Origin of the sequence: Deinococcus aestuarii, assembly GCF_018863415.1 — a bacterium.
Taxonomy (GTDB): Bacteria; Deinococcota; Deinococci; order Deinococcales; family Deinococcaceae; genus Deinococcus; species Deinococcus aestuarii.
Genome location: NZ_JAHKSN010000003.1, coordinates 15600 through 39751 on the forward strand (window position 1 = coordinate 15600; position 24152 = coordinate 39751).

Genomic DNA, 24152 nt, shown 5'->3' on the forward strand with positions numbered 1-24152 from the left:
GGTGAGCGTGCCCGGCCTCCTTCCCGTCACGGCGCGCAAGACCGTGACCCTGAGCGCGCCCTACCTGCTGGCGGTGCTGGCGCTCCACGTCCTCGCGCTCGGGCTGCTGGTGCCGTCGGCGCTCGCCGAGCCGCTGGTGTGGGGGCTGGGCCTGACCGCCTACCTCTTCGGAATGCGGCACGCCTGGGACGCCGACCACATCGCCGTGATCGACAACACCGTGCGGAAACTCCTGACATTGGGACGGCCCGCGTACGGGGTCGGGCTCTTTTTCAGCCTGGGGCATTCGAGCGTGGTGCTGCTGATGGCGATTGCGGCGGCGGTTATCGGTCGGGCGCTGCTGGGGGCACAGGAGGAGATCGGCGCCCTCGGGGGGTGGATCGGGCCCTTCGTGGCGGGGGTATACCTGCTGCTCGTGGCGGGGTTCAACCTTCACGCGGTGTGGCGGACCCTGCGCGGAGAGGACGAACACCATCATCACGGAGGACTTCTCGCCCGCGTGATCGCGCCGCTGACCCGGCTCGTCAACCACCAGTGGCAGGTCTTCCCGTTGGGCTTCCTGATGGGGCTGGGCTTCGACACGGCCTCGGAAATCGCCCTGCTCGCCCTCGCCGGGCAGGCGGGGCAGGACCATCTGGGCTGGAGCGCCATCCTGGCCCTGCCGCTGCTCTTCGGGGCGGGAATGACCCTCTTCGACACCCTCAACGGCGCGTTCATGACCCACGCCTACGGCTGGGCGCTCGACAAACCGGGGGCCAGGCGCGTGTATAACCTCCTGATCACCGGGCTCTCGGGCGTTCTCGCGCTCGTGATCGGCGTCGTCACGCTGATGGGATGGGCGGCGGAACACTTTCCGGCGGCCCGCGCCCTGAGTGCGTGGGAGGCGGTGGACCTCTCCCCGCTGGGGTTCTGGCTGGCGGGGTTGGCCCTCGTGTTGTTCCTCACGGCGCAGGTGTGGTCGCGCTGGCGCCGGGGCAGGCCAGCGTGACCCGCCCCGCCCCCCGCCAGAGGGTGACCCGGGCCGACGGGCGCACCATCAACGTCGTTCGCAAACGCGGGCACCTGAGCTACTGCTTCCACGGCTGTTGCTGTGGTCGGACGGACAAGGGCTACGCCGCCGCCCCCGTGGACGTGTACAAGGACGAGTGGACCCGGCGCAAGATCAGGAACGCCGTCCACCTCACCAAGGGGGGTTGCCTGGGGCCCTGCCCCCTCGCCAACGTCGCCCACCTCGTCTTCGACGGGCACGACGTGTGGTTCCACTCGGTGAACGACGCGTGGCTGGTGCGAGCGATCTTCGACTACATCGAGGCGATGTTGAGCGCGGACGGGTACCTGCCGCTGCCGCCCGAACTCGTGGAGTACACCTTCAACTATTACGCGTGGGATGTGGCGGGGGGTGCCGAGGCGGCCACGCCCCTGCCCCTCGCCACCTCCGACGCGCCCACCGAACTTTCCGGGATCGCCTTCCTGACCCACGCGGATACGGACCTGCTCAACCTCCGCGCGGCACAGGAGACGCTGCCCGCCGACTTCGGCCCGGTGACGGGGGGGGCACTGGGCGGCATCCGCTCGGAGGCGCAGATGGCGACGTTGCTTTCGGGGGCAGTCGGACAGGCCGAGGTCGTCCTCGTGCGGATTCACGGCAAGTTCTCGGCGGTACCGGGGGCGGAACTGCTGCTCGACCACGCGCGCCGCTCCGGCCAGCACCTCCTTCTCGTGAGCGGGACGAATGAGCCGGACGCAGAGCTGGCGGCCCTCAGCCTCGCGCCCGCCCACACGCTCGACACGGCGCGGGCGTACCTGGCGGCGAGCGGGTGGCAGAACACACGCGAACTCCTCCTCTCCCTCAGCGACACGCTGCGGCTGACGGGGTACGGGGCCGAGCCGCCCCTCGCCCTGCCCGAACACGGCCTCTACCACTCCGACCTGCCCGAGAACGCGACGTTGGAGGACTGGCAGCGGCTCCGCACCCCGGGCCGCCCCGCCGTCGGCGTCCTGCTCTACCGGGCCCACGCGCTGAGCGGCAACACGGCCTTCATCGACTCGCTCGTGACTGCACTGGACGAGGCGGGTGCCGATGCCCTGCCCGTCTTCACGACCAGCCTCAAGGACGTGGATGGGAACGGGGACCCGAAAGCCTTTGCCCTGCTGCGGGGAGAGGCGGACGCTCTCATCTCCACCCTCTCCTTTGCTATGGCCGACGTGCAGGCGGGGGACGTGACGGCGGCGGGGGCGAACGTCGGCGCGTTGGAACGGCTGGGCGTGCCCGTCGTCCAGGGCATCACGAGCGGCGGGGCGCGCGGGCCTTGGGAGACGAGTGCGCGAGGTCTCAATCCCCTCGACACGGCCATGAACGTTGCTTTGCCCGAGTTTGACGGGCGCATCATCGGCGTGCCCTTCGCCTTCAAGGAGAGGGAGGCGGGGGACGCCGCGCGCCTCGTCGCCGACCCCGAACGCACCGCGCGGCTCGCTGGCATTACCGTTCGCCTGGCCCGCCTGCGTCAACTGCCGAACTCCGAAAAGCGCCTCGCCTTCGTCTTCACCAACTCGACCGCGAAGGCGTCACAAGTGGGGAACGCCGTGGGGCTCGACTCCGCCGCCTCTCTCCTCCACATCCTCCGCGCGCTGGAGGCCGAGGGGTACGACGTGGGCGAGGTGCCGGGGACAAGTGATGAACTCATGCACGCCCTCCTGGCCCGCACGACGTACGACACGACGCAACTCACGCCCTCCCAGCTCGCGCAGGCCGCCGCCCACGTTCCCGCCGACCTCTACCGCGCGTGGTTTGCCGACCTTCCCGACGCTCAGCAACGCCGGATGCAGCAGCAGTGGGGCGAGGCGCCGGGTGAGGCTTACGTTCACGACGGCGCCCTCGCCCTGGCCGGGCTGCACTTCGGCAAGATGTTCGTCGCCCTGCAACCCCCGCGCGGGTACGGCATGGACCCGGACGCGATCTACCACACGCCCGATCTGCCGCCCACCCACCACTACCACGCGCTTTATCGCTGGCTGCGGGAGACGCCGGCAGGTGGGGGTTTCGGCGCGGACGCCATCGTCCACGTCGGCAAGCACGGCACGCTCGAATGGCTGCCGGGGAAGGGGGTGGGCCTGAGTGCGAAGTGCTTCCCCGACTCCCTCCTCGGCGACCTGCCCCTCTTCTACCCCTTCGTGATCAACGACCCCGGCGAGGGCACCCAGGCCAAGCGGCGGGCGCACGCGACGATCCTCGACCACCTGCCGCCACCCCTCACGCGCGCCGACACCTATGGGCCGCTCGCCGAACTCGCCGCGCTCGTGGACGAGTATTACCAACTGGAACTCCTCGACCCGTCGAAGTTGCCGCTCCTCCAGGAGCAAATCTGGGACCTCGTGCAGCGGGCGAACCTGGGCACCGACCTCGGGACCATGCTGCGGCGCGATCACGGTGACCACGTTCACGAGTGGGACGAGGCGTTCACCCCCGAGGGCGTGCCCGTCACCCTGACCGAGATGAACGGGTCGGACGTGGCCCACCTCCTCGAAGACATCGACGGCTACCTGTGCGAGTTGGGGATGGCGCAGATTCGGGACGGGCTGCATGTGCTGGGGCAGGCGCCGGGAGGGGAGCAGCTGCCCGAGATGCTGCGTGCCCTCACGCGGCTGGCGAATGCGGAAGTGCCGGGGCTGCACGCGGGGATGGCGGGAGTGCTGGGGCTGGAGTTGGGGGCGCTGTTGGAGAATCCGGGGGGGCGGTTGGCGGGCGAGTCGTCTGCATTCCCCCTCACCCCGGCCCTCTCCCACGAGGGGAGAGGGAGAAAAGAACTCGACCTCAGCGAACTCGCAGGCCGTCCCGTCCTCACCCACGGGGACGCGCTCGAACTCATCGACGAACTCACATTGCACCTCTACCAGACGCTTGAGGCGCGGGACTTCGACCCCACTGCCATTCCCGACGCGCTCGCCCTTACGCTGGGTCCGTTGGACGACTTCGGCACCCTGCCCGCCACGCTCGATTACGCCTGCCGGGTCCTGAAGCCAAATCTGGACGCGACGACCGACGAGATCACGCACCTGCTCGCGGGGCTCTCCGGGCGGTATGTCCCCGCCGGCCCGAGCGGCGCCCCCTCGCGCGGCCTCGCCCACATCCTGCCGACGGGGCGGAACTTCTACGCGGTCGATCCGCGCGCCCTGCCCTCGCAGGCGGCATGGACGGTGGGGAGCAACCTCGCGCGGGAGGTGCTCGAACGGCATCTCAAGGAGGCGGGCACCTACCCCGAACACGTCGCTATCAGCGTCTGGGGTACGAGCAACATGCGCACGCAGGGGGACGACGTGGCGCAGATTCTCGCCCTCCTCGGCGCGCGGCCCGTGTGGCACCCGCAGAGCCGACGCCTGACTGGGGTAGAACTCATTCCGCTGGAGGAGTTGGGCCGTCCCCGCATCGACGTGACGGTGCGCATCAGCGGCTTTTTCCGTGACGCCTTCCCCCACCTGATCTCCCTGCTCGACGAGGCGGTGAACCTCGCCATGCAGGCGGACGAGCCGGAGGAGCAGAACTACCCGCGCAAGCATTACCTCGCCGACCTCGCGGGCCGCCTCGCCGAGTTGCCGCCTGAGGAGGCGCAGTCGCGCGCCGCCTACCGCCTCTTCGGCAGCGCGCCGGGCACCTACGGGGCGGGCATCCTCGACCTGATCCACGAGGGGAACTGGCAGGACGAGGCCGATTTCGCGCGCACCTTCGTCAACTGGGGCGGGTATGCCTACACCGTCGCCGAGGCCGGAACGGACGCCCGCGAGGACTTCCGCGCCCGCCTCGCCGTCACCCAGCTCGTGTTGCACAACCAGGACAACCGCGAGCACGACATCTTCGACAGCGACGACTACCTCCAGTTCTTCGGCGGGATGATCGCATCCGTGCGGAGTCTGAGCGGCGCCCAGCCCCGGCACTACTTCGGGGACACGGCCAACCCCGAGCGGGCGCGCGTCCGCGATCTGGGGGAGGAGGCGCTGCGGGTGTACCGCTCGCGGGTGGTGAATCCCAAGTGGCTGGAGGGCATCCGCCGCCACGGCTACAAGGGTGGCCTGGAGCAGACGGCGACGGTGGACTACCTTTTCGGCTTCGACGCCACCGCGCAGATCGCGCACGACTTCATGTACGAGGGGGTGGCGCAGGCGTACGCCCTCGACCCCGAGAACCAGGCCTTTCTGCGCGAGTCGAACCCCTGGGCGCTGAACGCCATCGCCGGGCGACTCCTCGAAGCCCATGCCCGCGAGCTGTGGAGGCCGGAGGCAGAGACGCTGAACGCCCTCCAGAACCTCCTTGCCGAGAGCGAGGGGCTGCTGGAGGGGCGCGGCGAGATGGGGCGGGTGAGTGGATGAAAACCATCATGTTCCTCTGGACTAACTCGACTAAGCTTAGTTCATGCCCGAGATCGTCAACATCCACGCGGCCAAGACACACCTCTCGAAATTGGTGGAGCGCGCCGAGAGAGGGGAGGAAATCATCATTGCCCGGGCAGGGAAACCCAGTGCGCGGCTTGTGCCCCTGGCCCCGACCCGGCAGCGCGAGTTCGGCTTCCTGGCTGGACAGGTTCAACTCAGCGACGAGGAAAACCGCGAACTCATGCGCCCCCTCAGCGAGGAAGAGCTGGCGGACTGGGAGTGAGGCTGCTGCTCGACACCCACATCCTGATGTGGCTGGTTTCGAACGACGCCCGTCTTCCTCAGACTCTCGCCGCACAGCTTCAGGCACTGGAGAACGATCTTGTTCTCAGCGCGGTGGTCGCCTGGGAAATGTCCATCAAATTTCATCAGGGCAAGCTACCGAGCGCCGCCCCGCTCCTGGCCGACTTTCCCGCCGTCGCCGCCCGGCTGGGTGCCGAAGTGCTCGACATCACGCCTGCCCACGCCATCCGGGCCGGGGCCCTCGACTGGACTCACCGCGACCCCTTCGACCGGATGCTCGTCGCGCAGGCGTTGGGGGAGGGCTTGCGGCTGGTCACGCTCGACGAGAGCATCACCAGCTACGCACAGGCGCCCATCCTGCGTTAACCGCCGGGAGTCGCCCGTGACCCTCCCCCTCTACCCCCTCTCCGCCGTCGCCCACCAGCCGGACCTCCTGCTGGCCCTCTCCCTCCTGGCCGTCTCACCCGACATCGGCGGTGTCCTGATCCGGGGGGACCGGGGCGCGGCGAAGAGTACGGCGGCACGCGGCCTCGCGGCCCTGCTGCCCCCCGCGCCGGACGGCACGCCCGCCCCCTTCGTCAACCTCCCCCTCGGCGCGACCGAGGACCGGGTGGTGGGCACCCTCGACCTCGACGCGGCCTTAAAAGGCGAGGTACGCCTGCGGCCCGGCCTGATCGCCGCTGCCCACGGCGGCGTCCTCTACATCGACGAGGTGAACCTGCTCGCCGATCACCTCGTGGACGTGCTGCTCGACGTGGCGGCGATGGGCGTGAACCGGGTGCAGCGCGACGGCCTGAGCGCCGAACACCCCGCCCGCCTCGCCCTGATCGGCAGCATGAACCCGGAGGAAGGCGGCCTGCGCCCCCAGTTCCTCGACCGCTTCGGGCTGTGCGTGGATGTGCAGGCGCCCGCCGCACCGGGGGAACGGGCAGAGATCGTCCGCCGTCGGATGCGCTTCGAGGCTAACCCGCAGGTCTTCACGCGGGAGTGGCAGGAGGAAGAGGAGACCCTCGCCGCCCGCCTCGGCGCCGCCCGTGTCCGGCTGCCGCGCGTCACCGTGCCGGACAGGCTTCTCGACGCCATCGCCGCCCTGAGTGCTGGGGCCGGGGTGCGGAGCCTGCGCGCCGACCTCGTGCTGCACCGGGCTGCCCGTGCACTCGCCGCTTTGGAGGACCGGGAGGAGGTGCGGGAAGGCGACCTGCACCGCGTCGCGCCCCTCGTGCTGACGCACCGCCGCGATCCACGGTTGCCGCCGTCGCCCCCACCTCCGCCGCCCGCCCCGCCGCAGGAGACCCCGCCCCCGCAGCCGGACACGTCCCGGGAGCACTCCGCTCAGGCTCCCTCGGCGGACGGACCGGAGGAAGTCTTCGCGCCCGGCGTGAGCACGCTTTCCCTTACCCCTCCTCTTTCCTCCCCCATCCCCGGCACGCGGCGGGGTGAGGGCGTGCCGGGCCGCGTCGTTCGGACGGTCTCCGACCCCCAGCCGACCACGCTCGCCGTGCCCGACACCCTGCGCGCCGCCTTGACCCGCACGGCCCTGAGTGGGGGCGGCACCGTCACCCTGCGCCGCGAGGACTTGCGAATCCCCGTCCACGAGGAAACGGGTGGGCGGCGGGTCCTCTTTGTGGCGGACGCGAGCGGCAGCATGGGCACGCGCGAACGCATGGGAGCGGTGAAGGGGGCGATGCTCGACCTCCTGCGTGAGCAGACGCGCCGCGACCGGGTGGCCCTGATGACCTTCCGGGCAACAGGTGCCACCCTCGACCTCGGTTTCACCACCGACCCACACGCCGCCGAGGCCGCGATCACGGGGGCGCCGACCGGGGGACGCACGCCGCTCGCGCACGCGCTGAGCCTCGCCGCCGAGGTGCTCGCGGGGGAGCGGGGGGCGCAGCTCGTGCTGTTCACCGACGGGCGGGCGAACGTGCCGCTGACGCCCGGCGGGGACGCCTGGGCCGACGCCTTGGACGCGGCCCGTGCCCTGCGAGGCGTGCCCACCCTCGTCGTGGACACCGAGAGCGGGCACGTACGCCTGGGCCGGGCGGCGCGACTGGCCGAGGTCCTGGGGGCAGACCTCACGGCCCTGGGAGCCCCCGCGTGAGGCGGCCCGTTCCCGCCACACCGCCCTCCAGCACACGCACGTCTCGCAGACACGCCCCGCTGTGGAGCCTCCCGCTTCTCGGCAGGAGCGGCCCAGCGGACCCGAACCGAGCCCGGTCGGGCCACGGCGCGAGCCCTTCTGGCGACGGGGGACCTTCCCGGTCGTCAGGGCCGCCGATGGTCGAACCTCGGCGCTCGGGGATCAAGGGGCCAGGGCGGTGTCCCGGATGCGCTCACCATCGGCGACTTGCTGGCGAACAGCAAGGAACCCTCCCAGCGCGCGACCGTGCAGACGCCGACCTCGAACGCCCTGCCGGTCGGCGCAATCCCGGTCCCGTCATCGGCCCGGTCACCGTGCCGGTGAAACGGGAAATCGAGCACGTCCACTCGCCTGAGGCAGATGTTTTGTGGGGCCGATCTTCGACACGCTGATCGGGAAGCGTCCGCCACAGTTCAATCGACCCCTGCACATGGGCATGACCGTTCTCCTGTCCCGTGCCCCTCCTGTTCTGTGCGGCCCGGCAGGCCCGGTCGAGCTGTGCGCTAGGAGCCCGAGGCGGACACCTGAATCTCCTGGGGCGGGTTGGTCGTCTCGCGGGCCGTCTTCAGGGCCTTCGTCCACCAGGCCAGCTCCTCGAACATCGCCGTCACGCCCGGCTCCAGGTACGTCAGCTCGTCCAGGCTCTTGCCCTGCTGCCAGGCCGCGAAGAAGTCCCCTCCCTGGATATGCACCGCCGCGCGCAGGGGCGCCATCTGCAACTCCACCGCAATCGCGCGGAGCTGCTCGATGGCGCGCGCCGCCCCGACCGAGCCGTAGCCGACGAAGGTCACGGGCTTCTTGTTCCACTCGGGGTAGGCGTAGTCCAGCGCGTTTTTCAGGGCGGCCGTCGGCGCGTGGTTGTACTCGGCGGTGATGAACACGTAGCCGTCGAACTCCGCGAGTTTGCGCTGCCACCGCTGGCCGACCTCGTTCTGGGTGGGGGCCCAGGCGTTGGAGGCGACCTCGTTGAACAGCGGCAGCGGGAAGTCGCGCAGGTCGAGCACCTCGAAGTCGAGGTCGGGGCGCTGGGAGGCACGCTTTATGAACCACTCGGTGGGCTTGTCGGCGAAACGGGCGTCGCGGGTGCTGCCGATGATGACGGCGATTTTCGGGTTCGTCATGGGGGGCTCCTGGGGGACGTCCACAGAGGACCGGCGTGGGGAGGGGGACTTGAGGCGGGTTCGGGCAACGTCATGGTCTGCCCTCCGGTGGGGGAGCACGCCGGTTCCAGGCCCGCCGCACCGATGGTGAGCGCAGTCAATCAATTAAAGATTGAATTGTCAAGGGAGCCCTTCCCGGAAGGGCCGCTCAGCCCTGCCGCCGCGCTTCAGCGCAACAGGCGAAGCAGCTCGTCGAACTGCCGCAACTGGTCGGCGTTCATGGCGGCGAACTGACGTCCGTGCAGCTCGACCACGGTGGGCAGGGCGCGGTCGATCAACTCTTGGCCCGCGGGCGTCAGGGAGAGCCGTTTGGTTTTGCCGGACGGTTCCCGGCGGATCAGGCCCCGGTGGCACAGCCGCTGGGCGTGGTACGTCATGTTGGCCTCGCTGAACAGCAGACGCTGGGCGAGTTCCTGCTGGGTCGCTCCCTCGTGGGCCCGCACGACGGCGAGCAGATCGAACTCGGTGGCGCTCAGTCCCAGGGGCGCGAGGGCGTCCTCGACCTCCTTCAGCTTGGTCTGGGTCAGCCGCACCAGTCGCCGCCACAGCCGGATGGGAGGTCGCCGCAGCGCCTCGTCCAGGTCGGTGGCAGCGGTCTCGTCGGTCACATGGACACTATAGCGGCGGGCCAAAGCGCCATTTTTTCCCCAACGCCACGGGCCAGACCGTTCACAAGGTGGCCCGGATTTCAAAACGGTTCAATCCTTAATCTTCTAATGCCCACAGGTGCCCGCTTCAGGTCCTGAGGGACTCTCCGGCCCTGGTCCAGGTTCTGGGCGTACCGGCACGGGTCCAGGCTCCGTGCGCGAACTGCGGCCTGCCGTCCGTCACTCACCCCCCGTCAAGGAGTGGAAAGGAGCTTGGATGACACTGCCTTCCCTGCAAGACAAGGTGGCCCTCATCACCGGAGCGGCGATGGGCATGGGCGAGGCCACGGCCCGGCTGTTCGCCGAGGCCGGGGCCAGGGTCGTCGTCGCGGACTTCAACGACGAGAAGGGCCAGGCGGTCGTGGACGCCATCACGGGGTCGGGCGGAGCGGCCACCTTCGTCCACGTGGACATCTCGAAGGCCGAGCAGGTGCAGAACATGGTCCGGGCCGCCGTGGACGCCTACGGACGGCTGGACGTGGCCGTGAACAACGCCGCCCTGACGCCCGACGACAAACCCGCCCACGACTTCGACGAAGGCTACTGGGACCGCCTGATGGCCGTCGACCTCAAGGGCACGGCCCTGTGCCTGAAGCACGAGCTGCGGCAGATGCGTGACCAGGGGGTCGGCGGCTCCATCATCAACATCTCCTCGGTCAGCGGCTTCCGGCCCCAGCCTGGCAACATCGCCTACGTCGCGGCCAAGCACGGGGTGAACGGGATCACCAAGGTCGCCGCCCTGGAAAACGGCGCGCACGGCATCCGGGTGAACGCCGTGGCCCCCGGCGCCATCGACACGCCCATGCTGCGCGGCGCCCTGGAGCAGTTCGGCCTCGATCCGCAGGCCTACGCCCCGCAACTGAGCCTGCTGGGCCGCTTCGCCCAGCCTGGGGAGGTCGCGCAGGCCAGCCTGTGGCTCGCCTCGGACCTGTCGAGCTACGTGACCGGCACGGTCATCCACGTGGACGCCGGGTACGTGGGCGCCCGCTGAGGCCGCCCCGTCCACCTCGCCTCACGCCCGCTCGCCCAAAGGAGAACGCCATGACCCTCCGACTTGCCCCCCTCGCCCTGGGCACCCTGCTCGTCTCCATCACCCTGGCCGGTTGCGGCCTGACCCTTCCCGGTGTTCCTGGGAGCGGCGAGGCCGTCGGCGAGCCCTTCACCCTGCGCGTGGTCACGACCGGCCTGGAGATGCCCTGGGAACTCACCCTCGGTCCCGACGGTCAACTCTGGGTGACCGAACGCCTCGGGAAGCGGGTCGTGCGGGTAGACCCCACCACCGGACAGCGGAGTGTCGCCGTGACCATCCCCGACGCCCTGGCGGGCGGGCAGCACCAGGGCGTCCTGGGGATGGCGCTGCATCCCGACCTGCTCCAGGGTCAGGGGCGTGACTGGGTGTACGTCGCCTACACCTCCGGCACGGCCGAGGCTCCCACGAAGAAGATCGTGCGCTACACCTTCGACCGGGCGAGCGGGCAACTGACCTCGCCCAGCACCGTCATCGACAGGCTGCCCGCCGGAAGCGACCACAACGCCGGGCGCCTCAAGATCGGGCCCGACGGCAAGCTGTACTTCACGATGGGCGACCTGGGGCACAACCAGTTCGCCAACGCCTGCAAACCCATCACCTCGCAGGTGCTGCCCAGCGCCGCCGAGATCCAGGCGGGGAACTGGGTGAACTACACCGGAAAGACCCTGCGCCTGAACCTCGACGGCAGCATTCCGGGCGACAACCCCAGCCTGGGCGGGGTCGTCAGCCACGTCTTCACCGTCGGGCACCGCAACCCGCAGGGAATCGACTTCAGCCGCCAGGGCGTCCTGTACTCCAGCGAGCAGGGCCCGAACACCGACGACGAGGTGAACATCCTGGAGGCGGCGGGCAACTACGGCTGGCCCCACGTCGTCGGGTATCAGGACGATCAAGCGTACGTGTACGGCAACTGGAGCGCCGCCCCCAACTGCGCCAGCCTGACCTGGGAACCCTACACCATCCCGGACAGCGTGCCCCAGACCCGGGAGACGGCGTTCAGCGCCCCCAACCTCAAAGACGCCCTGATCACCCTGTGGACGGTGCCGGGCGGACACGACTTCACGGACACGCCCATCCCGAACACCAACCTCTACCGCCCCAACATGGCGCCCAGCAGCATCGAGGTGTACGAGAACGCCGGGATTCCCGGCTGGAACCGCTCGCTGCTCGTCCCCAGCCTGAAGCACGGCGCGATCTACCGCGTCCCCATCATGCCCAGCGGCCTGAACACGCGCGGCGAGGCGATCAAGACCCTGCCGACCAACAACCGGTACCGCGACACCGCCGTGTCGAACGACGGGCGCACCATCTACGTCATCACGGACAGCGCCGGGCAGATGCTCGGCCAGGACAACCAGCCCGTGACCGAGCTGACCAACCCCGGCAGCGTCCTCGCCTTCACATACACCGGGAGATAACCGCGCAAGAGCGTCCACCGTCATCCGGGCACCAGCGTCTCTGGGGCCGCCCGTGACCTGAGCCTGCAACACGGCAACGTCAGCGTGACCCTGCGGAGTTTGGCGGCGCGCGAGCCGGTCTTACGGCGACCGGATGACCACGGCCGCCGCACCACGCGCCTTTCCCCAGCCTCACCACCGCCGCCACCCGCGCCGAGATCGACGCCTGGGCCGGGGTGCTCGCCCCCTTCCTGAACGAGCTGTCCGCGGAGGAGCCGCGGGTGCTCCCGAACATCCGCCCCCTGCGGGCGGTCGCTCGACGACGGGTGAGCGAAGCCCGCGCCGTGTGCCCTTGAGCGGTCAGCGGCCGAACTTCTGGGCGAGCACGTCACGCATGGTCAGCGCGGGGCGCCCGATCAATTGCTCCAGCGCCCCATCGACGGTGGCGAACTCGCCCGCCCGGCTCGCGCGGTACATCCCGAGCAGATGGTTCCCCGGCGCGCCCCGCGCCGCCATCCTGGCGCTGAAGTCCTCGTCGGAGATCACCCGCCGCTCCACGGGTCGGCCCAGCACCTCCGAGGCGAGGCCCGTGAGGTCGGCGAAGTCGAGCGCCTGCGATCCGGTGAGGGGCGGCGTCGGCCCCTCGAACCGGCCCGGGTCGGTGAGGATGGCCGCCGCCCCCTCGGCCAGGTCGGCGTGCGTCGTCCAGGCGACCGGACCGTCCGCAGGTGCCTCGAAGAGTCCCGTGTCGAGCGAGTCTCCCAACATGAACAAGCTGCTCGTCGCGTGGAAGCCGTTGCGCAGGGCGGTCCAGGCCAGACCCGACTGACGCAGCAGCTCCTCGGTCGCCGCGTGGTCGAGGGCGGGCGCGAATGCCGAGGACGGGCTGGCGGCCATCTGGCTGGTGTAGACGATCCGCGTCGCCCCAGCTTCGCGGGCGGCCCCGATGGCCGCGCGGTGCTGCGCGAGGGGGTCACCCCCGTAGGCCCGCGCGTTAGAGGACACCATCAGCACCTGCGTGGCGCCCTCGAAGGCGTGGGTGAGGCTGGCGGGGTCGCGGAAGTCACCCTGGCGCACCCGCACCCCGAGGGCCTCCAGATCGGCCGCCTTCTCGGGGTCGCGGACGCTGGCGCCGACCTGGGTGGCCGGCAGACGGGCGGTGAGTTGTTCGACGATGGCCCGGCCCAACTGGCCGGTCGCTCCGGTCACGATGATCATGGGATGCTCCTTGTCCTGCGGGTGTCCTCGGGCTCGCCCCTAAACCACGAACCTGGGCCGGGGTTAACGCAGCTAACACTACACCGTTTCCGTTGATACCACAAGTCTGTTCACAATGGGGCGTTATCATGGTTAACGTGAACGCGCGAGCCACCGGGGCCCGGGAACGCATCGTGGAGGCGACCGCTGAATTGCTGGCCCGTGGCGGGCGGGAGGCCGTGTCCACGCGGGCGGTGAGTGCCGCCGCGGGGGTCCAGGCGCCCACGCTCTACCGGCAGTTCGGTGACCTGCAAGGGCTGCTGGAGGTGACGGCCCGCGAGACGTTGGCCGCGTACGTGCGAGAGAAGGCGACCCACGAGCCCACCGACGACCCGCTGGAGGACCTGCGGCGCGGGTGGGATCTGCACGTCGCGTTCGGGCTCGCCAACCCAGCCGTGTACACCCTGATCTACGGCGACCCGGTGGCCGGGGCCCACACGCTGGCGGCCCGGGACGGCCTGGCGGTGTTGCACCGGCTGGTCACCCGGGTGGCGCAGGCGGGGCGGCTCCGGGTGGGCGTCCCTCTGGCGGTGGGTCTCATTTCCGCTGCTGGGGAAGGGGTGACCCTCTCCTTGATCGGCACCCCGCCGGAAGCGCGGGACCCGCACCTCCCGGCGGCCCTGCGCGAGGCCGTGCTGGCGGCGATCACCATTGCCCATCTGCAGGGCAGCGCCTCTCAGGAAAGGCCGGGGGCGGATCGGGTGGCGGCGCGTGCCACCGCGCTTCAGGCGGTGCTCTCCGAGGCGCCGGACGTCCTCTCGCCGGCCGAGCGGCACCTCCTGGGGGAGTGGCTCGACCGGCTGACCACCCCAGGCGTGCCCGCATCGTCCTGAGGGCGTCGGGGAAGGCGGCGGGCAGTGCGCCGGGGTGGAGCCTCGCAGCGCGGCGGTGGTCTGATCGGTGGGGACGCCCGCGCAGAGCGCCACGTCGGGGGCCGTGAGCCGCACGGCCAGGTGGGCCTCGTCGCCCCCCGTGTCGGACCGGGCCACCTCCGACGCCCGGTCCACCGCGCGGTGCCGGGCCGCGCGCTCCCCGAGGCTCCCGGCGAGGACCGTCAACGTGTCCGCCCAGTCGCACACGGCGGGGGCGAGCGCCTGCCGCGCGGGCAGGCCTTGCACCACCCACCCGGCGGGCGAGTTCGGTCAGGCGGCCCGAAGTGCCCCCGGGGCTCGCCTGCACCCCTCCTCAAAACTCCGTGTTGACAATATTCGTTGTAACGATTATATTTGGGACAGTCGCCCGGCGACGAACAGGAGCCTTCCCGATGTCCTCACCTCCCCCGACCGACCGACCCGGCACGCCCTTTGTCAGCCTGGAGCATGAGGTTTACCTGACGTTACAGCGGCTGGCGGCCGACCTGGGTCACCAGACCGCCGAGCTGCTCAAGGGAGCCGACCTGAGCCCGGCGCAGTTCAACGTGCTGCGGATTTTGCGCGGCGCGGGGGAAGGCGGGCTGACCTGCGGCGAGATCGGCGAGCGGCTGATCACCCACGACTCGGACGTGACCCGGCTGCTCGACCGCCTGGAAAAGCAGGAGCTGGTGACCCGCGTTCGCAGCACCCAGGACCGCCGCGTCGTCCTGACCTGCATCACCGGAAGGGGACGGGCGATTCTGGCCGACCTGGACCAACCCCTCGCGGAGTTGCACCGCGCCCAACTGGGACACCTCGGGTCTCAGAGGTTGCGGCAGCTCCTGGGCCTGCTCGGTGAGGCGTCTGCCCACGGCGAGGAGGTCGCCTGAGCTCCCCTCGCCACCTTTCCGCCCAATATTCGTTGCCACAGATTCCCTCACCACAAGGAGACCTCCGATGACCACCCTGACCTCTGCTCCCCGGCGTTCTTCCGGGCTCGACCTCGGCCTCACCGTCCTGCGCGTTTTGATCGGCGTGATCTTCGTCGCGCACGGCCTCCAGAAGTTCTTCGAGTTCGGCATTCCGGGCACGACGGGCGCCTTCACGCAGATGGGCGCGCCCCTGCCCGGGCTCACCGCCCCGCTCGTCTCGGCCCTCGAACTGCTGGGCGGCGCGGCGCTGATCCTGGGCCTGTTCACCCGCGCGGCGGGTGTGCTGCTCGCCCTGAACATGCTGGGCGCGATGGGGCTCGTCCACCTCAAGGGCGGGTTCTTTGCCCCGGGCGGCGTGGAATTCGTGCTGGCCCTGTTCGCCGCGAGCGCCGCACTCGCGCTGACCGGACCCGGGCGCTACTCGCTCGACGCCGTGCTCGCCCGCCGCGGGGCCTGACTCTTCCTCTCGCCCTCTCCCGACAGGAGGACCACCGTGAACGTCACGATCATCGGCACCGGCAACATGGGGCGCGGCCTCGCCCACACCCTCGCCCGCGGCGGCCACACCGTCACCCTGCACGACCGCCAACTCGAAAAGGCTGAGGCGCTCGCGCAGGAGGTGCGGGCGGCCCTCCCGGGCGCCACCGTCCAGGCGGGCACCCTCGGGGAGCCCCTCCAGGGCGACGTGGTGATCCTCGCCACGTGGTACACCGCCTCGCAGGACCTCGCCCGGCAGTTCCGGGACGAATTCGCGGGCAAGGTGGTCGTGGACATCAGCAACCCCCTGAACGCCCGCTTCGACGGCCTCGCCACCGCGCTCGGCACCAGCGCCGCCGAGGACCTCGCCCGGCTGCTGCCGGACAGCCGGGTCGTGAAGGCCTTCAACACCACCTTCGCGGGCACGCTGGTGCAGGGGCAGGTCGCCGGGCAGCCCCTCGACGTGCTCGTAGCGGGGGATGATGAGGGGGCCAAGCGGCAGGTGCTCGACCTCGTGACCTCGGGCGGGCTGCGCGGCATCGACGCGGGAGGGCTCGAACGGGCCCGGCAGCTCGAAGGGCTGGGCCTGCTGGGCATCACCCTCCAGGGCCCGCTCGGCACCGGCTTCATGAGCGCCTGGAAGCTGCTCGGTTGATCTGCGCCCACAAGCTCCCCCCCGCCCTGCTCCCACCTCCCGGAGGACCCATGACCGCCACCCCCACCTTCCGCCTGCACCCCGACCTCACCCTCGGCGCCGCCGAGCTGACCGTCTCCGACCTCGCGCGCAGCGTCGCCTTTTACGAGCAGGTGCTCGGCATGACCGTGCTCGAACGCCAGGGCCGCACGGCCCGCCTCGGCACGGCCGCGCGGCCCCTGCTGACCCTGACCGAACTTCCCGGGGCCAGCCCCGCTCCCCGCAGCACGCCCGGCCTGTACCACTTCGCGGCGCTGCTGCCCACCCGGGTGGACCTCGCCCGCTGGGTGCGGCACGCCGCGGGCACGGGCCTGCGGATCGGGCAGGGTGACCACCTCGTCAGCGAGGCGTTCTACCTCAACGACCCCGACGGGCACGGCATCGAGGTCTACCGCGACCGGCCCCGGAGCGAGTGGCGCTGGAACCTCGACCAGGTGCAGATGGCGTCCGATCCCATCGACGTGGCGGGCCTGCTGGCCGAGCCCGGCGCGGACGAGCCGTTCCAGGGCCTTCCGGACGGCACCGTCATGGGCCACGTCCACCTGCGGGTGACGGACCTCGCCGCCACGGAGGCGTTTTACCGCGGGCTGCTGGGCTTCGATGTCGTCGCGCGCTGGCCGGGGGCGCTGTTCGTCTCGGTCGGCGGCTACCACCACCACTTCGGCCTGAACACCTGGCAGAGCGAGGGGGGCAGACCCGCCCCCGAGAACACGGCCCGGCTGCTGGGCGTTCACGTCGGGCTGCCGAGCGCCGCCGACGTGGACCGTCTGGCCGAGCACCTCCGGGCCGCGGGCGTGCCCTCCACCCGCACCCAGGGCGGGCTGGACGTGCGCGACCCGTCGGGCAACCGGCTGATCTTCGGCGCGAGCGCCTGAGCGGCCCCGCGCGTCCCCTCCCACCCGCAGGGACGGGAACGGGGACGCCCCGCCGCACCGAAAGGGACAGACCGGGGAATCCGGGGCCTGTCCCTTTCGCCTGGAAGCCGCCCTACGACCCGGGGACGGGTGGAGGGGTGCCCTGCTCCCCTCGCCCCTGGGACGAGGCGGTGAGGGTCAGCTCGCGCGTCACGGTCTGGCCGCCCCGCCGCACCGTCACGGTCACCTCGTCGCCCGGCTGTTTGCCGATGAGGACGCTCTGGAGGTCCTGAACGGTCGAGACCTCCTGGCCGTCGAGGGCGGTGATGATGTCGCCCCCCAGCCGGATGGCCGCGTCCGCGAAGCGCTGGGTGCGCTCCCCACCCCGCAGTCCCGCCGCCGCCGCCGGGGTGCCCGGCTCGACCGACTGGACCAGGATGCCGCTCGCCGGGAGGTCCAGGGCCTCCCGCGCCGAGGGGGTCAGGGCTTGCAGGGGAATGGAGACGACCCCGATACGGGGCACCGTGATGGTCTCCCCCGCCCGCAGCCGCGGCAACAGGGCCTTGACCACGTTCACGGGAATGGCGAAGCCCACGCCCGCGCTCTGCCCGACGCCGCTCGCCGCCCCCGCCGGGGAGAGAATCTGGGTGTTCACCCCGATCACCTCGCCCCGGCTGTTCACGAGCGGCCCGCCCGAGTTGCCGGGGTTGATGGAGGCGTCGGTCTGGACCGAGTTCTGCGGGATGTAGTTCACGCCCGTGGGCACCACCCGGTTGACGGCGGAGACGATGCCCTGGGTGACGGTGAATTCCAGGCCGAAGGGGGCCCCCAGCGCGATGGCTTTCTCGCCGACCCGCAGGACGCCGCTGTCTCCCAGGGTCAGGGGCCTCACCCCGGCGGGCAGCGCGCGCGCCCGGATCAGCGCCAGGTCGTAGTCGGGCGCGGTGCCCACCACGCTGGCCTCGTATTCCTGTTCGTTCTGGTGCAGCCGGACGCGGAGGTTGGACGCCCCCTGGATCACGTGGTAGTTGGTGACGATCTCGCCCTGGGCGTCGATCAGGAAGCCCGACCCCGTGCCGGACGGCACCTCCAGGCCTCCCGGCGGGGCGTCCGGGCCCAGGGGCGACCCGCCGTAGAGGGAACCGCCCCCCACCTGATCGAAGCGGGTGACGAACACGACGCCTCCCTGGGTCCGGTTCACGACCGAGATGGTGTTCTCGTCGTAGGCGAGGCGCCCGTCGTTGCCCCCGGAGGCGGCGGGACTCGCCGTGCCGGGCGGGTTTTGCCCCGCCCCCTGCGACGGCGACGAGGCCGCCGGGCTGGTCGTCCCCGTCCCCGTGCCCCCGGAATCGCCGGTGGCCTGATCCTGGCAGCCGACCAGCAGCAGCGCCGTCAGAAGAGTCGTCGGGAGTTTCATCGGTCCTCCTCCGGGCCCCCGGGCCCGGGCACACGTCCGTTGCCGAAGACAGGCTGGGGTGAACTGGCGCCTTTGTACCGCGGGGGCACCGGGCCGTTCACCGCTTCCCATGAATTCGCCTTGACTTCCGGGAAAGGGTGAAGGGCAGATGACGGCTGAGCCTGGTGGGGAGGCGAGCAGGCCGGGCGAGACTCGCTCAGGGGGTCTCGCCTTGCAGGAACGCGGGGAGAGCGGCGGGCTCGGCTCCGGCCCAGACGCGCTCGAACAGCGCCTGAAACTCCCGTGCCCCGGTGGGGTCGCTGGTGGCGAGCACGGCCTCGTTCAGCCCGAGCGGGCCCCGGGTCCAGGAGGAGTGGTGCAGGTTCATGGACCCGACCACCAGCATCCGGCGGTCGATCAGCGCGGCCTTGGCATGGACCGCGCCGGGAAACCAGCGGGCGGTGAAGCGGGACGGCGGCAGGCCTCGCCCCGCCATCTCCCGCCTCAGGTAGGCGAGGGCGACGCGGTTTTCGAGAGCCCCCAGGCTGCCGCTCCCGTCGGTCAGCAGCCGCACGTCCACGCCGCGCTCCAGCGCCCCCAGCAGGGCCGTCATCCAGGGGAGGCGGTCCTGGCCCGTGCACAGGGCCGGGTTGAGCACGGCCACGATGCAGCCCAGGTCCATGCTGAAGTTGACGTGCATCAGGTCGATCCGGGTGGTCGCGGCGTTCAGGAGGGCGAGCAGCGCCTCGTCCGCCTGGGAAAAGCCCTCCCGGCGGTACAGGCTGAAAGCGCGCGCCCCCCCGGCGGGCCGGGCCCGGCGCGCGGCGGCAGGGTGCCGGGGCGTTCCCGGCCCGCCGAGGTGGCAGGCCTGCCGCACGTCGTCCGGGCGCGGCTCGCCCTCACACACCACCACCTTGCTGCGCGCCCACAGGTCGTCGAAGACGTTCACCCCGTCCTGCGCGACCGGGCCCCGGGCCACCAGCCCCAGGTCGTACAGCCCCCTGCCCCTTCCCGACGGGTGTCCCGGGGGATAGTGCCCGTACGCGTAGTTGAACCCCGCGGTCAGCAGCGTCTCGCCGTCTATGGCGACGAGCTTGACGTGGCTGTGGGGGAAGGTCCCCGCGTAGTTGCCCAGCTCGACCCGCCAGCCGTGCGCGGGGTCCGCCAGGGGCACGCCCGCCGCGAGCAGGTCCCCCAGGGCCGTCCAGACCTCCGCGCCCCACTCGAAGGTGGAGATCACGGGGTAGTTGCCCAGCGTGATCCGCACGCGCACGCCGTCCGGGAAGGCGGCGGGCTCGGCCCTCACCCGCGCGTACAGGCGGGCGAGGGCCCCGGCCAGGGTCGAGCCGGGGTTGAGCCTCCCGCCGTCCCACTGCATCGTCGTGAAGAGGACCTCGTGCCGGGCGCCCCCCACGAGCGCCGCCACGTCGTCGAAGCCGCTGCGGGCGGAACCGGGCGCCGCGTCCCCCGGCAACTGGATCAGCGGGCGAATCCGGTTGAGGCAGGACAGGTCGGGTCGGCGGCCCCGGGTGGAGACCGCCCAGACCGCCCGTTCCAGCGCGTCCGTGGGAACGGGGCAGCCGGGCACGTTCAGCGGGCGGGCCACCCGCAGGGGCGTGGGGTCGGCCGGGCGGGCGGTCACGAAGTCCCCCAGGGTGCGGGTGAAGGCGACCACGCTGCCGAGCAGGCTCAGGCCCAGGGTGGCGACCAGGGCCACCTGCGCCCGCCCGGCGGCGTGGAGCGGGTGCCCCGCGGCGGCCTTTTTCCGGCCCAGCGCCGCCAGACGGCCCAGCGCCCCGCGCACGGCGAGGCCCCACCCCAGGTGAATCGTGAGGACGACCAGCGACACGAGGAGCACCAGGCCCGGCGCGCTCCGCAACACGGCCCTGGGGTCGACGAGTTCGAGCGCCAGGCCGCAGACCGCCCCCGCGGCGAGCGCGCCCGCCAGCCCCGCGAGCGCCGGACGCCACAGGTGCCGCAGCCGCACGGTGAGCAGCCCCAGGACGAGGCCCGCGAGCAGCCCGTACCCCCCGGCACACAGGGCCAGGATCAGGCTGCCGTTGCTCAGGGCTCCCCCCAGCGCCCCCTCCTGGGAGACGGCGGCGATCACCGACAGCAGCAGGACGGGAATGACCAGCAGCCCGCCGGGCACGGCGAGCGAGACGCCCACCCGGTACGGCCCGGCGCGCGGCGCAACCCCCACCGCCGCCAGGGGCAGGGCCGCCGCGCTGAGGGCCCCGGTGGTGGCGAAGCCCGCGGCCACCGTGAGGTAGGCGACGATGACCCCGGCGTAGGCCCGCAGAAACGTCTGGTTCTCGGGAATGGCCCCCAGCGCGGGGCTCACGGCCAGCGCGGCCAGCCCGACCGTCACCAGGAGCCCGGCGAGTCCGGCGAGGAGGAGGCGCGCGGGCTGACGCTGCATGGGGGCATCATTCCACGGCCCTGGAGCGGGCCGGCGGGTCCTCAGCGCATGGTGACGTTCGGCAGGCCGGGCACGTCCCCCGGCAGCGGGGCGAGGCGCAGTTGCAGGAGGTAGCGCCCGGCGCCGCCGCGCTGGAGGTAACGCTCCAGCACCTCGCCGAGGTCGCGGCGCAGGGCCCGGGCGTCCTCGAAGTCGAGGTGCAGGTCCGTCACCCAGCCGCCCAGGAAGAGGGCGGGGAGGCGCTCCTCCTCCAACCCCTCCTCGCTGTGCGGGTCCGGCACCACGTGGGCGCGGACGTGGCCGGACGCCGTGCGCTCCAGGCGCATCCCCCAGGTGCCGGGGTTCTCGCGCCACACCTGGGCCAGCGAGCGCAGGAAAAGCGTCAGCCACGGCTGATCCGCCGCCAGCAGCGCCGTCTCCACGCTCTCCAGCGACATCAAGTCGAAGGGGATGAAGAGGCGGTCGGCGACCGCCCGGTAGACCTTGAGTTCGCGCCTGCCCCGCCGCTCGACCCGCGAGACACGCAGCAGGCCCTCGCCCTGGAGCTTCCTCACCTGGTAGTGGAGCCTGGAGACGCTCACCCCGAGTTCGCGCGCCGCCTGGCTCATCGTCGCCTCGCGGCCCAGGAAGGGGGCGAGGTAGCGCATCTCCCAGCCGCTCATCACGCGGGGGGCGGCCCGGGGGTCTCGCACGTGCAGGACACCATTGCTCAAAACGGCTCGGTCCATTTGAAGCACTCTACCCCTACGCTGAGGCCCCGGACCGCCCACCCTGCCGAGTTCCCGCGTCCCACCCCCCGCCCGGAGGTGTCCCGAGTGACTGCCCGTCTGCGCCCCCGCGACAAGCTGCTGTACGGCCCCGCCGACTTCGGGGGCAACCTCGTCGGGGTGGTGGGCAACACCTGGCTGCTGTACTACCTCGTGAACATCGCCGGGCTGGCGCCGCTGCCCGCGGGGCTGGCCTTCCTCGCCGGTCGGCTGTTCGACGCCTTGGTCGATCCCGCCATCGGGGCGCTCTCCGACCGGCTGCGGGAGCGGCGGGGGCGGCTGTGGTTCACCCGGGTCTTCGCCGTGCCCGCCGGGCTCGTGTTCGCGGCGCTGTGGCTCATCCCGTACGTGGAGGGCACGCCCGCCCGCTTCGTGCTCGCCGCCCTGGGCTTCATGGCGCTCTCGGCGCTGTATTCGCTGGCGACCATCCCGTACCTCGCGCTGGGGCCCGAACTCACCCCCGACTCGGACGAGCGCACGAGTCTGAATTCTTACCGCCTCGCCTTTTCCATGCTCGCCACCCTCGTCGGCGTGGCGCTGCCGCCGCTGCTCGTCCTGGGGCTCACGGGGGCGCGCGACCTCGCCGCGAGTCCGCCGGGCGGCTGGCTGGTCGTCGGCGTGCTCTGCGCCGCGGCGGCGAGTTCGGCCCTCCTCGTCACGGGCTTCGGGGTGCGCGAGCCCGTCCGCACCCGCCGGGGGGAGGAGAGCCCGCCCCTCACCCTGCGCGCGGTGCGCGAGCTGCTGGGCACCTTCGGCCTGAAACCGCTGCTGGGTGTCTTCGTGCTCGTCACGGTGGCCCTGACGATCACCAATTCGATCCTGCCCTTTTTCCTGGAGTCGGTGCTGCGGCTGCCGGGGGCGCTTCAGGCCCCGCTGCTGGGCGGCCTGTTCGTGGTCGCGATCCTGGGGTTCGCGGGGTGGGCGTGGCTCTCGGCGCGGATCGGCAAGCGGGCGGGGGTGATGCTGGGGCTGGGGCTGATGGTCGTGAGCCTCCTGCTGTACGTGTACGCGGTGCCGCGGGGGGTGGTCTCGCCCTCACTGATCGGTACCATCGTCGTCAACGGGCTGGGGCTGGCGGCGGTCTCGCTCTTTCCCTGGGCGATGCTGCCCGACGTGCTGGAGTTCGACGAGTTGCGCAGCGGCCTGCGCCGCGAGGGGCTGCTCTACGCCCTGCTGCTCTTCGCGCTCAAGGCCGCCGGGTCCTTCGGGGTGTTCTCCAACGCGCTCGTGACGAGCCTGCTGGGCTACGTGCCGGGGAGCGCCGCCCAGAGCCCGGAGACGGTGCGCGGCATCGCCCTGATGATGGGCCCGGTCCCCTGCCTCCTGTACCTGCTCGCCCTCGTGTTCGCGTGGCGCTATCCCATCACCCGCGAGAACCATGCCGAGGCCCGCGCGGACCTCGCCGCCCGCGCCACCCCACCCGCCCCGCCCGGCCCGCGGCCCGCGCCCGCCCCCCTGGGGGGCCAGGAGGCCCATGACTGACGTTTTGCGCACGCCCGACGAACATTTCCGCGACCTGCCCGGCTACCCCTTCGCCCCGCACTATCTGGACGACCTGCCCGGCTCCGAGGGCCTGCGCCTGCACTATCTCAACGAGGGCCCCCGGGACGCCCCCGAGACCTTCCTGTGCCTGCACGGCCAGCCGACGTGGAGCTACCTCTACCGGCGGATGATCCCGGTCTTCACCGCCGCCGGTCACCGCGTCCTCGCCCCCGACCTCTTCGGCTTCGGGCGGTCCGACAAGCCCACCGACGACCGGGTGTATACCTTCGACTTTCACCGGGAGAGTCTGCTGCGCCTGATCCAGCGGCTCGACCTCCGTAACATCACCCTCGTCGTGCAGGACTGGGGCGGGCTGCTGGGCCTGACCCTGCCGCTGGAGGAGCCGGGGCGCTTCTCCCGGTTGATCGTCATGAACACGGCGCTCGCCACGGGCGACGTGAGGCCGAACGCCGCCTTCTACGCCTGGCGGGCGTACTCGAACGCCCACCCGAACATGGACGTGGCCGCCCTGCTGCGCCGCGCGTCGGGGCGCGTCTCTCACGAGGAGTCGCTCGCCTACGAGGCGCCCTTTCCGGACGCCCGCTTCAAGGCGGGGGTGCGGGCCTTTCCGCGGCTGGTGCCCACCCACCCGGACGCGCCGGGCGCCGAGGTTTCGAGACAGGCCCGGGACTGGTGGGTGGTGCAGCTCCATGTCGAGAGCTTCATGGCGGTGGGGCTGCGCGACCCGATCCTGGGGGCAGGGCCGATGCGGCTGTTGCGCTCGGTGATCCGCGGCTGCCCGCCGCCGCTGGAAGTCGCGCACGCCGGACACTTCGTGCAGGAGGACGCCGGGGACGAGGTGGCCCGCGCCGCCCTGGAAGCGTTCGGGCTCGCCCCGGGAGGGCGCTGAGGAGGGCCCCGCTCGGGCGACCCTCCAGGCGGGCGGCTTGACACCTCCCCGCGGCGGGCACCCATCATG

At 71.5% G+C, this 24152-nt stretch carries 20 protein-coding genes; 14 read left to right on the top strand and 6 right to left on the bottom strand.

Annotation, left to right across the window (positions count from 1 at the left end):
* The first annotated feature begins 7 nt into the window (after positions 1-7).
* From IC605_RS06070 to IC605_RS06090, 5 genes are read left to right on the top strand one after another with little or no spacing between them, the layout of a single operon-like run.
* Positions 8-988: a HoxN/HupN/NixA family nickel/cobalt transporter gene (locus IC605_RS06070; RefSeq protein WP_343216523.1), complete on the top strand. Its 981-nt coding sequence runs from the start codon at positions 8-10 to the stop codon at positions 986-988.
* On the top strand, positions 985-5361 hold the full coding sequence (cobN, locus tag IC605_RS06075; RefSeq protein WP_216320426.1) for a cobaltochelatase subunit CobN: 4377 nt from the start codon (positions 985-987) through the stop codon (positions 5359-5361). Before IC605_RS06070 ends, cobN begins: the two co-directional genes overlap by 4 nt.
* A gap of 43 nt (positions 5362-5404) precedes the next feature.
* Positions 5405-5647, top strand: a complete 243-nt coding sequence (locus IC605_RS06080; RefSeq protein WP_216320429.1) for a type II toxin-antitoxin system Phd/YefM family antitoxin — start codon at positions 5405-5407, stop codon at positions 5645-5647.
* Complete coding sequence (locus IC605_RS06085) at positions 5644-6033, top strand: type II toxin-antitoxin system VapC family toxin (RefSeq protein WP_216320433.1); 390 nt, start codon at positions 5644-5646, stop codon at positions 6031-6033. Before IC605_RS06080 ends, IC605_RS06085 begins: the two co-directional genes overlap by 4 nt.
* A 16-nt stretch (positions 6034-6049) precedes the next feature.
* A complete protein-coding gene (locus IC605_RS06090) occupies positions 6050-7768 on the top strand; it encodes a VWA domain-containing protein (protein WP_216320436.1) in 1719 nt (572 codons plus the stop codon).
* Positions 7769-8310: 542 nt separating this feature from the next.
* Here IC605_RS06090 and IC605_RS06095 read toward each other — a convergent pair.
* Together IC605_RS06095 and IC605_RS06100 are read right to left on the bottom strand one after the other, a co-directional pair.
* The gene (locus tag IC605_RS06095) at positions 8311-8928 is read right to left on the bottom strand and encodes an NADPH-dependent FMN reductase (protein ID WP_216320439.1); all 618 of its coding nucleotides are present in this window, start codon (positions 8926-8928) and stop codon (positions 8311-8313) included.
* A gap of 206 nt (positions 8929-9134) precedes the next feature.
* Positions 9135-9575, bottom strand: a complete 441-nt coding sequence (locus IC605_RS06100) for a MarR family winged helix-turn-helix transcriptional regulator (protein WP_216320443.1) — start codon at positions 9573-9575, stop codon at positions 9135-9137.
* 256 nt (positions 9576-9831) lie between these two features.
* On the opposite strand from IC605_RS06100, the gene IC605_RS06105 reads away from it, so the two are divergent.
* Both IC605_RS06105 and IC605_RS06110 read left to right on the top strand, forming a co-directional pair.
* Positions 9832-10605 (top strand): SDR family NAD(P)-dependent oxidoreductase, encoded by a 774-nt coding sequence (locus IC605_RS06105; RefSeq protein ID WP_216320446.1) that lies wholly within the window; start codon positions 9832-9834, stop codon positions 10603-10605.
* Between the two features lie 50 nt (positions 10606-10655).
* Positions 10656-12062, top strand: coding sequence for a glucose/sorbosone family PQQ-dependent dehydrogenase (locus tag IC605_RS06110; protein WP_216320448.1), 1407 nt, complete (start codon positions 10656-10658; stop codon positions 12060-12062).
* A 339-nt stretch (positions 12063-12401) separates the two neighbouring features.
* Here IC605_RS06110 and IC605_RS06115 read toward each other — a convergent pair whose 3' ends face one another.
* Positions 12402-13259, bottom strand: coding sequence for an SDR family oxidoreductase (locus tag IC605_RS06115; protein WP_216320450.1), 858 nt, complete (start codon positions 13257-13259; stop codon positions 12402-12404).
* Between the two features lie 137 nt (positions 13260-13396).
* Between IC605_RS06115 and IC605_RS06120 the strand changes: the two genes are divergently transcribed.
* The 5 genes from IC605_RS06120 (at position 13397) to IC605_RS06140 (ending at position 17127) form a co-directional block, all read left to right on the top strand.
* The gene (locus IC605_RS06120; protein WP_343216524.1) at positions 13397-14131 is read left to right on the top strand and encodes a TetR/AcrR family transcriptional regulator; all 735 of its coding nucleotides are present in this window, start codon (positions 13397-13399) and stop codon (positions 14129-14131) included.
* Positions 14132-14562: 431 nt separating this feature from the next.
* Positions 14563-15039, top strand: coding sequence for a MarR family winged helix-turn-helix transcriptional regulator (locus tag IC605_RS06125; RefSeq protein WP_216320454.1), 477 nt, complete (start codon positions 14563-14565; stop codon positions 15037-15039).
* A 67-nt stretch (positions 15040-15106) separates the two neighbouring features.
* Positions 15107-15538 (top strand): DoxX family protein, encoded by a 432-nt coding sequence (locus tag IC605_RS06130; protein ID WP_216320456.1) that lies wholly within the window; start codon positions 15107-15109, stop codon positions 15536-15538.
* A gap of 36 nt (positions 15539-15574) precedes the next feature.
* Complete coding sequence (locus IC605_RS06135; RefSeq protein WP_216320458.1) at positions 15575-16213, top strand: NADPH-dependent F420 reductase; 639 nt, start codon at positions 15575-15577, stop codon at positions 16211-16213.
* A 50-nt stretch (positions 16214-16263) separates the two neighbouring features.
* Positions 16264-17127, top strand: a complete 864-nt coding sequence (locus IC605_RS06140) for a VOC family protein (RefSeq protein ID WP_216320461.1) — start codon at positions 16264-16266, stop codon at positions 17125-17127.
* A 112-nt stretch (positions 17128-17239) separates the two neighbouring features.
* Here the strand turns inward: IC605_RS06140 and IC605_RS06145 are convergent, their stop codons facing one another.
* The 3 genes from IC605_RS06145 to IC605_RS06155 form a co-directional block, all read right to left on the bottom strand.
* Positions 17240-18523: a S1C family serine protease gene (locus tag IC605_RS06145; RefSeq protein WP_216320464.1), complete on the bottom strand. Its 1284-nt coding sequence runs from the start codon at positions 18521-18523 to the stop codon at positions 17240-17242.
* A gap of 196 nt (positions 18524-18719) precedes the next feature.
* On the bottom strand, positions 18720-20924 hold the full coding sequence (locus tag IC605_RS06150) for a phospholipase D-like domain-containing protein (RefSeq protein WP_216320466.1): 2205 nt from the start codon (positions 20922-20924) through the stop codon (positions 18720-18722).
* A gap of 41 nt (positions 20925-20965) precedes the next feature.
* Complete coding sequence (locus tag IC605_RS06155; RefSeq protein WP_216320468.1) at positions 20966-21652, bottom strand: ArsR/SmtB family transcription factor; 687 nt, start codon at positions 21650-21652, stop codon at positions 20966-20968.
* 87 nt (positions 21653-21739) lie between these two features.
* Here IC605_RS06155 and IC605_RS06160 point away from each other — a divergent pair, with 87 nt between their 5' ends.
* Together IC605_RS06160 and IC605_RS06165 are read left to right on the top strand one after the other, a co-directional pair.
* Positions 21740-23173 (top strand): MFS transporter, encoded by a 1434-nt coding sequence (locus tag IC605_RS06160; RefSeq protein WP_216320470.1) that lies wholly within the window; start codon positions 21740-21742, stop codon positions 23171-23173.
* A complete protein-coding gene (locus IC605_RS06165) occupies positions 23166-24083 on the top strand; it encodes a haloalkane dehalogenase (protein ID WP_216320472.1) in 918 nt (305 codons plus the stop codon). The genes IC605_RS06160 and IC605_RS06165 overlap by 8 nt, the downstream gene beginning before the upstream one ends.
* The last annotated feature ends 69 nt before the right edge of the window (positions 24084-24152 follow it).

Excerpts from the sequence above, each read along its gene's own strand:
- IC605_RS06080 (WP_216320429.1), top strand. The coding sequence starts at position 5,405 with ATGCCCGAGATCGTCAACATCCACGCGGCCAAGACACACCTCTCGAAA.
- IC605_RS06095 (WP_216320439.1), bottom strand. The coding sequence starts at position 8,928 with ATGACGAACCCGAAAATCGCCGTCATCATCGGCAGCACCCGCGACGCC.
- IC605_RS06105 (WP_216320446.1), top strand. The coding sequence starts at position 9,832 with ATGACACTGCCTTCCCTGCAAGACAAGGTGGCCCTCATCACCGGAGCG.
- IC605_RS06110 (WP_216320448.1), top strand. The coding sequence starts at position 10,656 with ATGACCCTCCGACTTGCCCCCCTCGCCCTGGGCACCCTGCTCGTCTCC.
- IC605_RS06115 (WP_216320450.1), bottom strand. The coding sequence starts at position 13,259 with ATGATCATCGTGACCGGAGCGACCGGCCAGTTGGGCCGGGCCATCGTC.
- IC605_RS06125 (WP_216320454.1), top strand. The coding sequence starts at position 14,563 with ATGTCCTCACCTCCCCCGACCGACCGACCCGGCACGCCCTTTGTCAGC.
- IC605_RS06130 (WP_216320456.1), top strand. The coding sequence starts at position 15,107 with ATGACCACCCTGACCTCTGCTCCCCGGCGTTCTTCCGGGCTCGACCTC.
- IC605_RS06140 (WP_216320461.1), top strand. The coding sequence starts at position 16,264 with ATGACCGCCACCCCCACCTTCCGCCTGCACCCCGACCTCACCCTCGGC.
- IC605_RS06145 (WP_216320464.1), bottom strand. The coding sequence starts at position 18,523 with ATGAAACTCCCGACGACTCTTCTGACGGCGCTGCTGCTGGTCGGCTGC.
- IC605_RS06150 (WP_216320466.1), bottom strand. The coding sequence starts at position 20,924 with ATGCAGCGTCAGCCCGCGCGCCTCCTCCTCGCCGGACTCGCCGGGCTC.
- IC605_RS06155 (WP_216320468.1), bottom strand. The coding sequence starts at position 21,652 with ATGGACCGAGCCGTTTTGAGCAATGGTGTCCTGCACGTGCGAGACCCC.
- IC605_RS06165 (WP_216320472.1), top strand. The coding sequence starts at position 23,166 with ATGACTGACGTTTTGCGCACGCCCGACGAACATTTCCGCGACCTGCCC.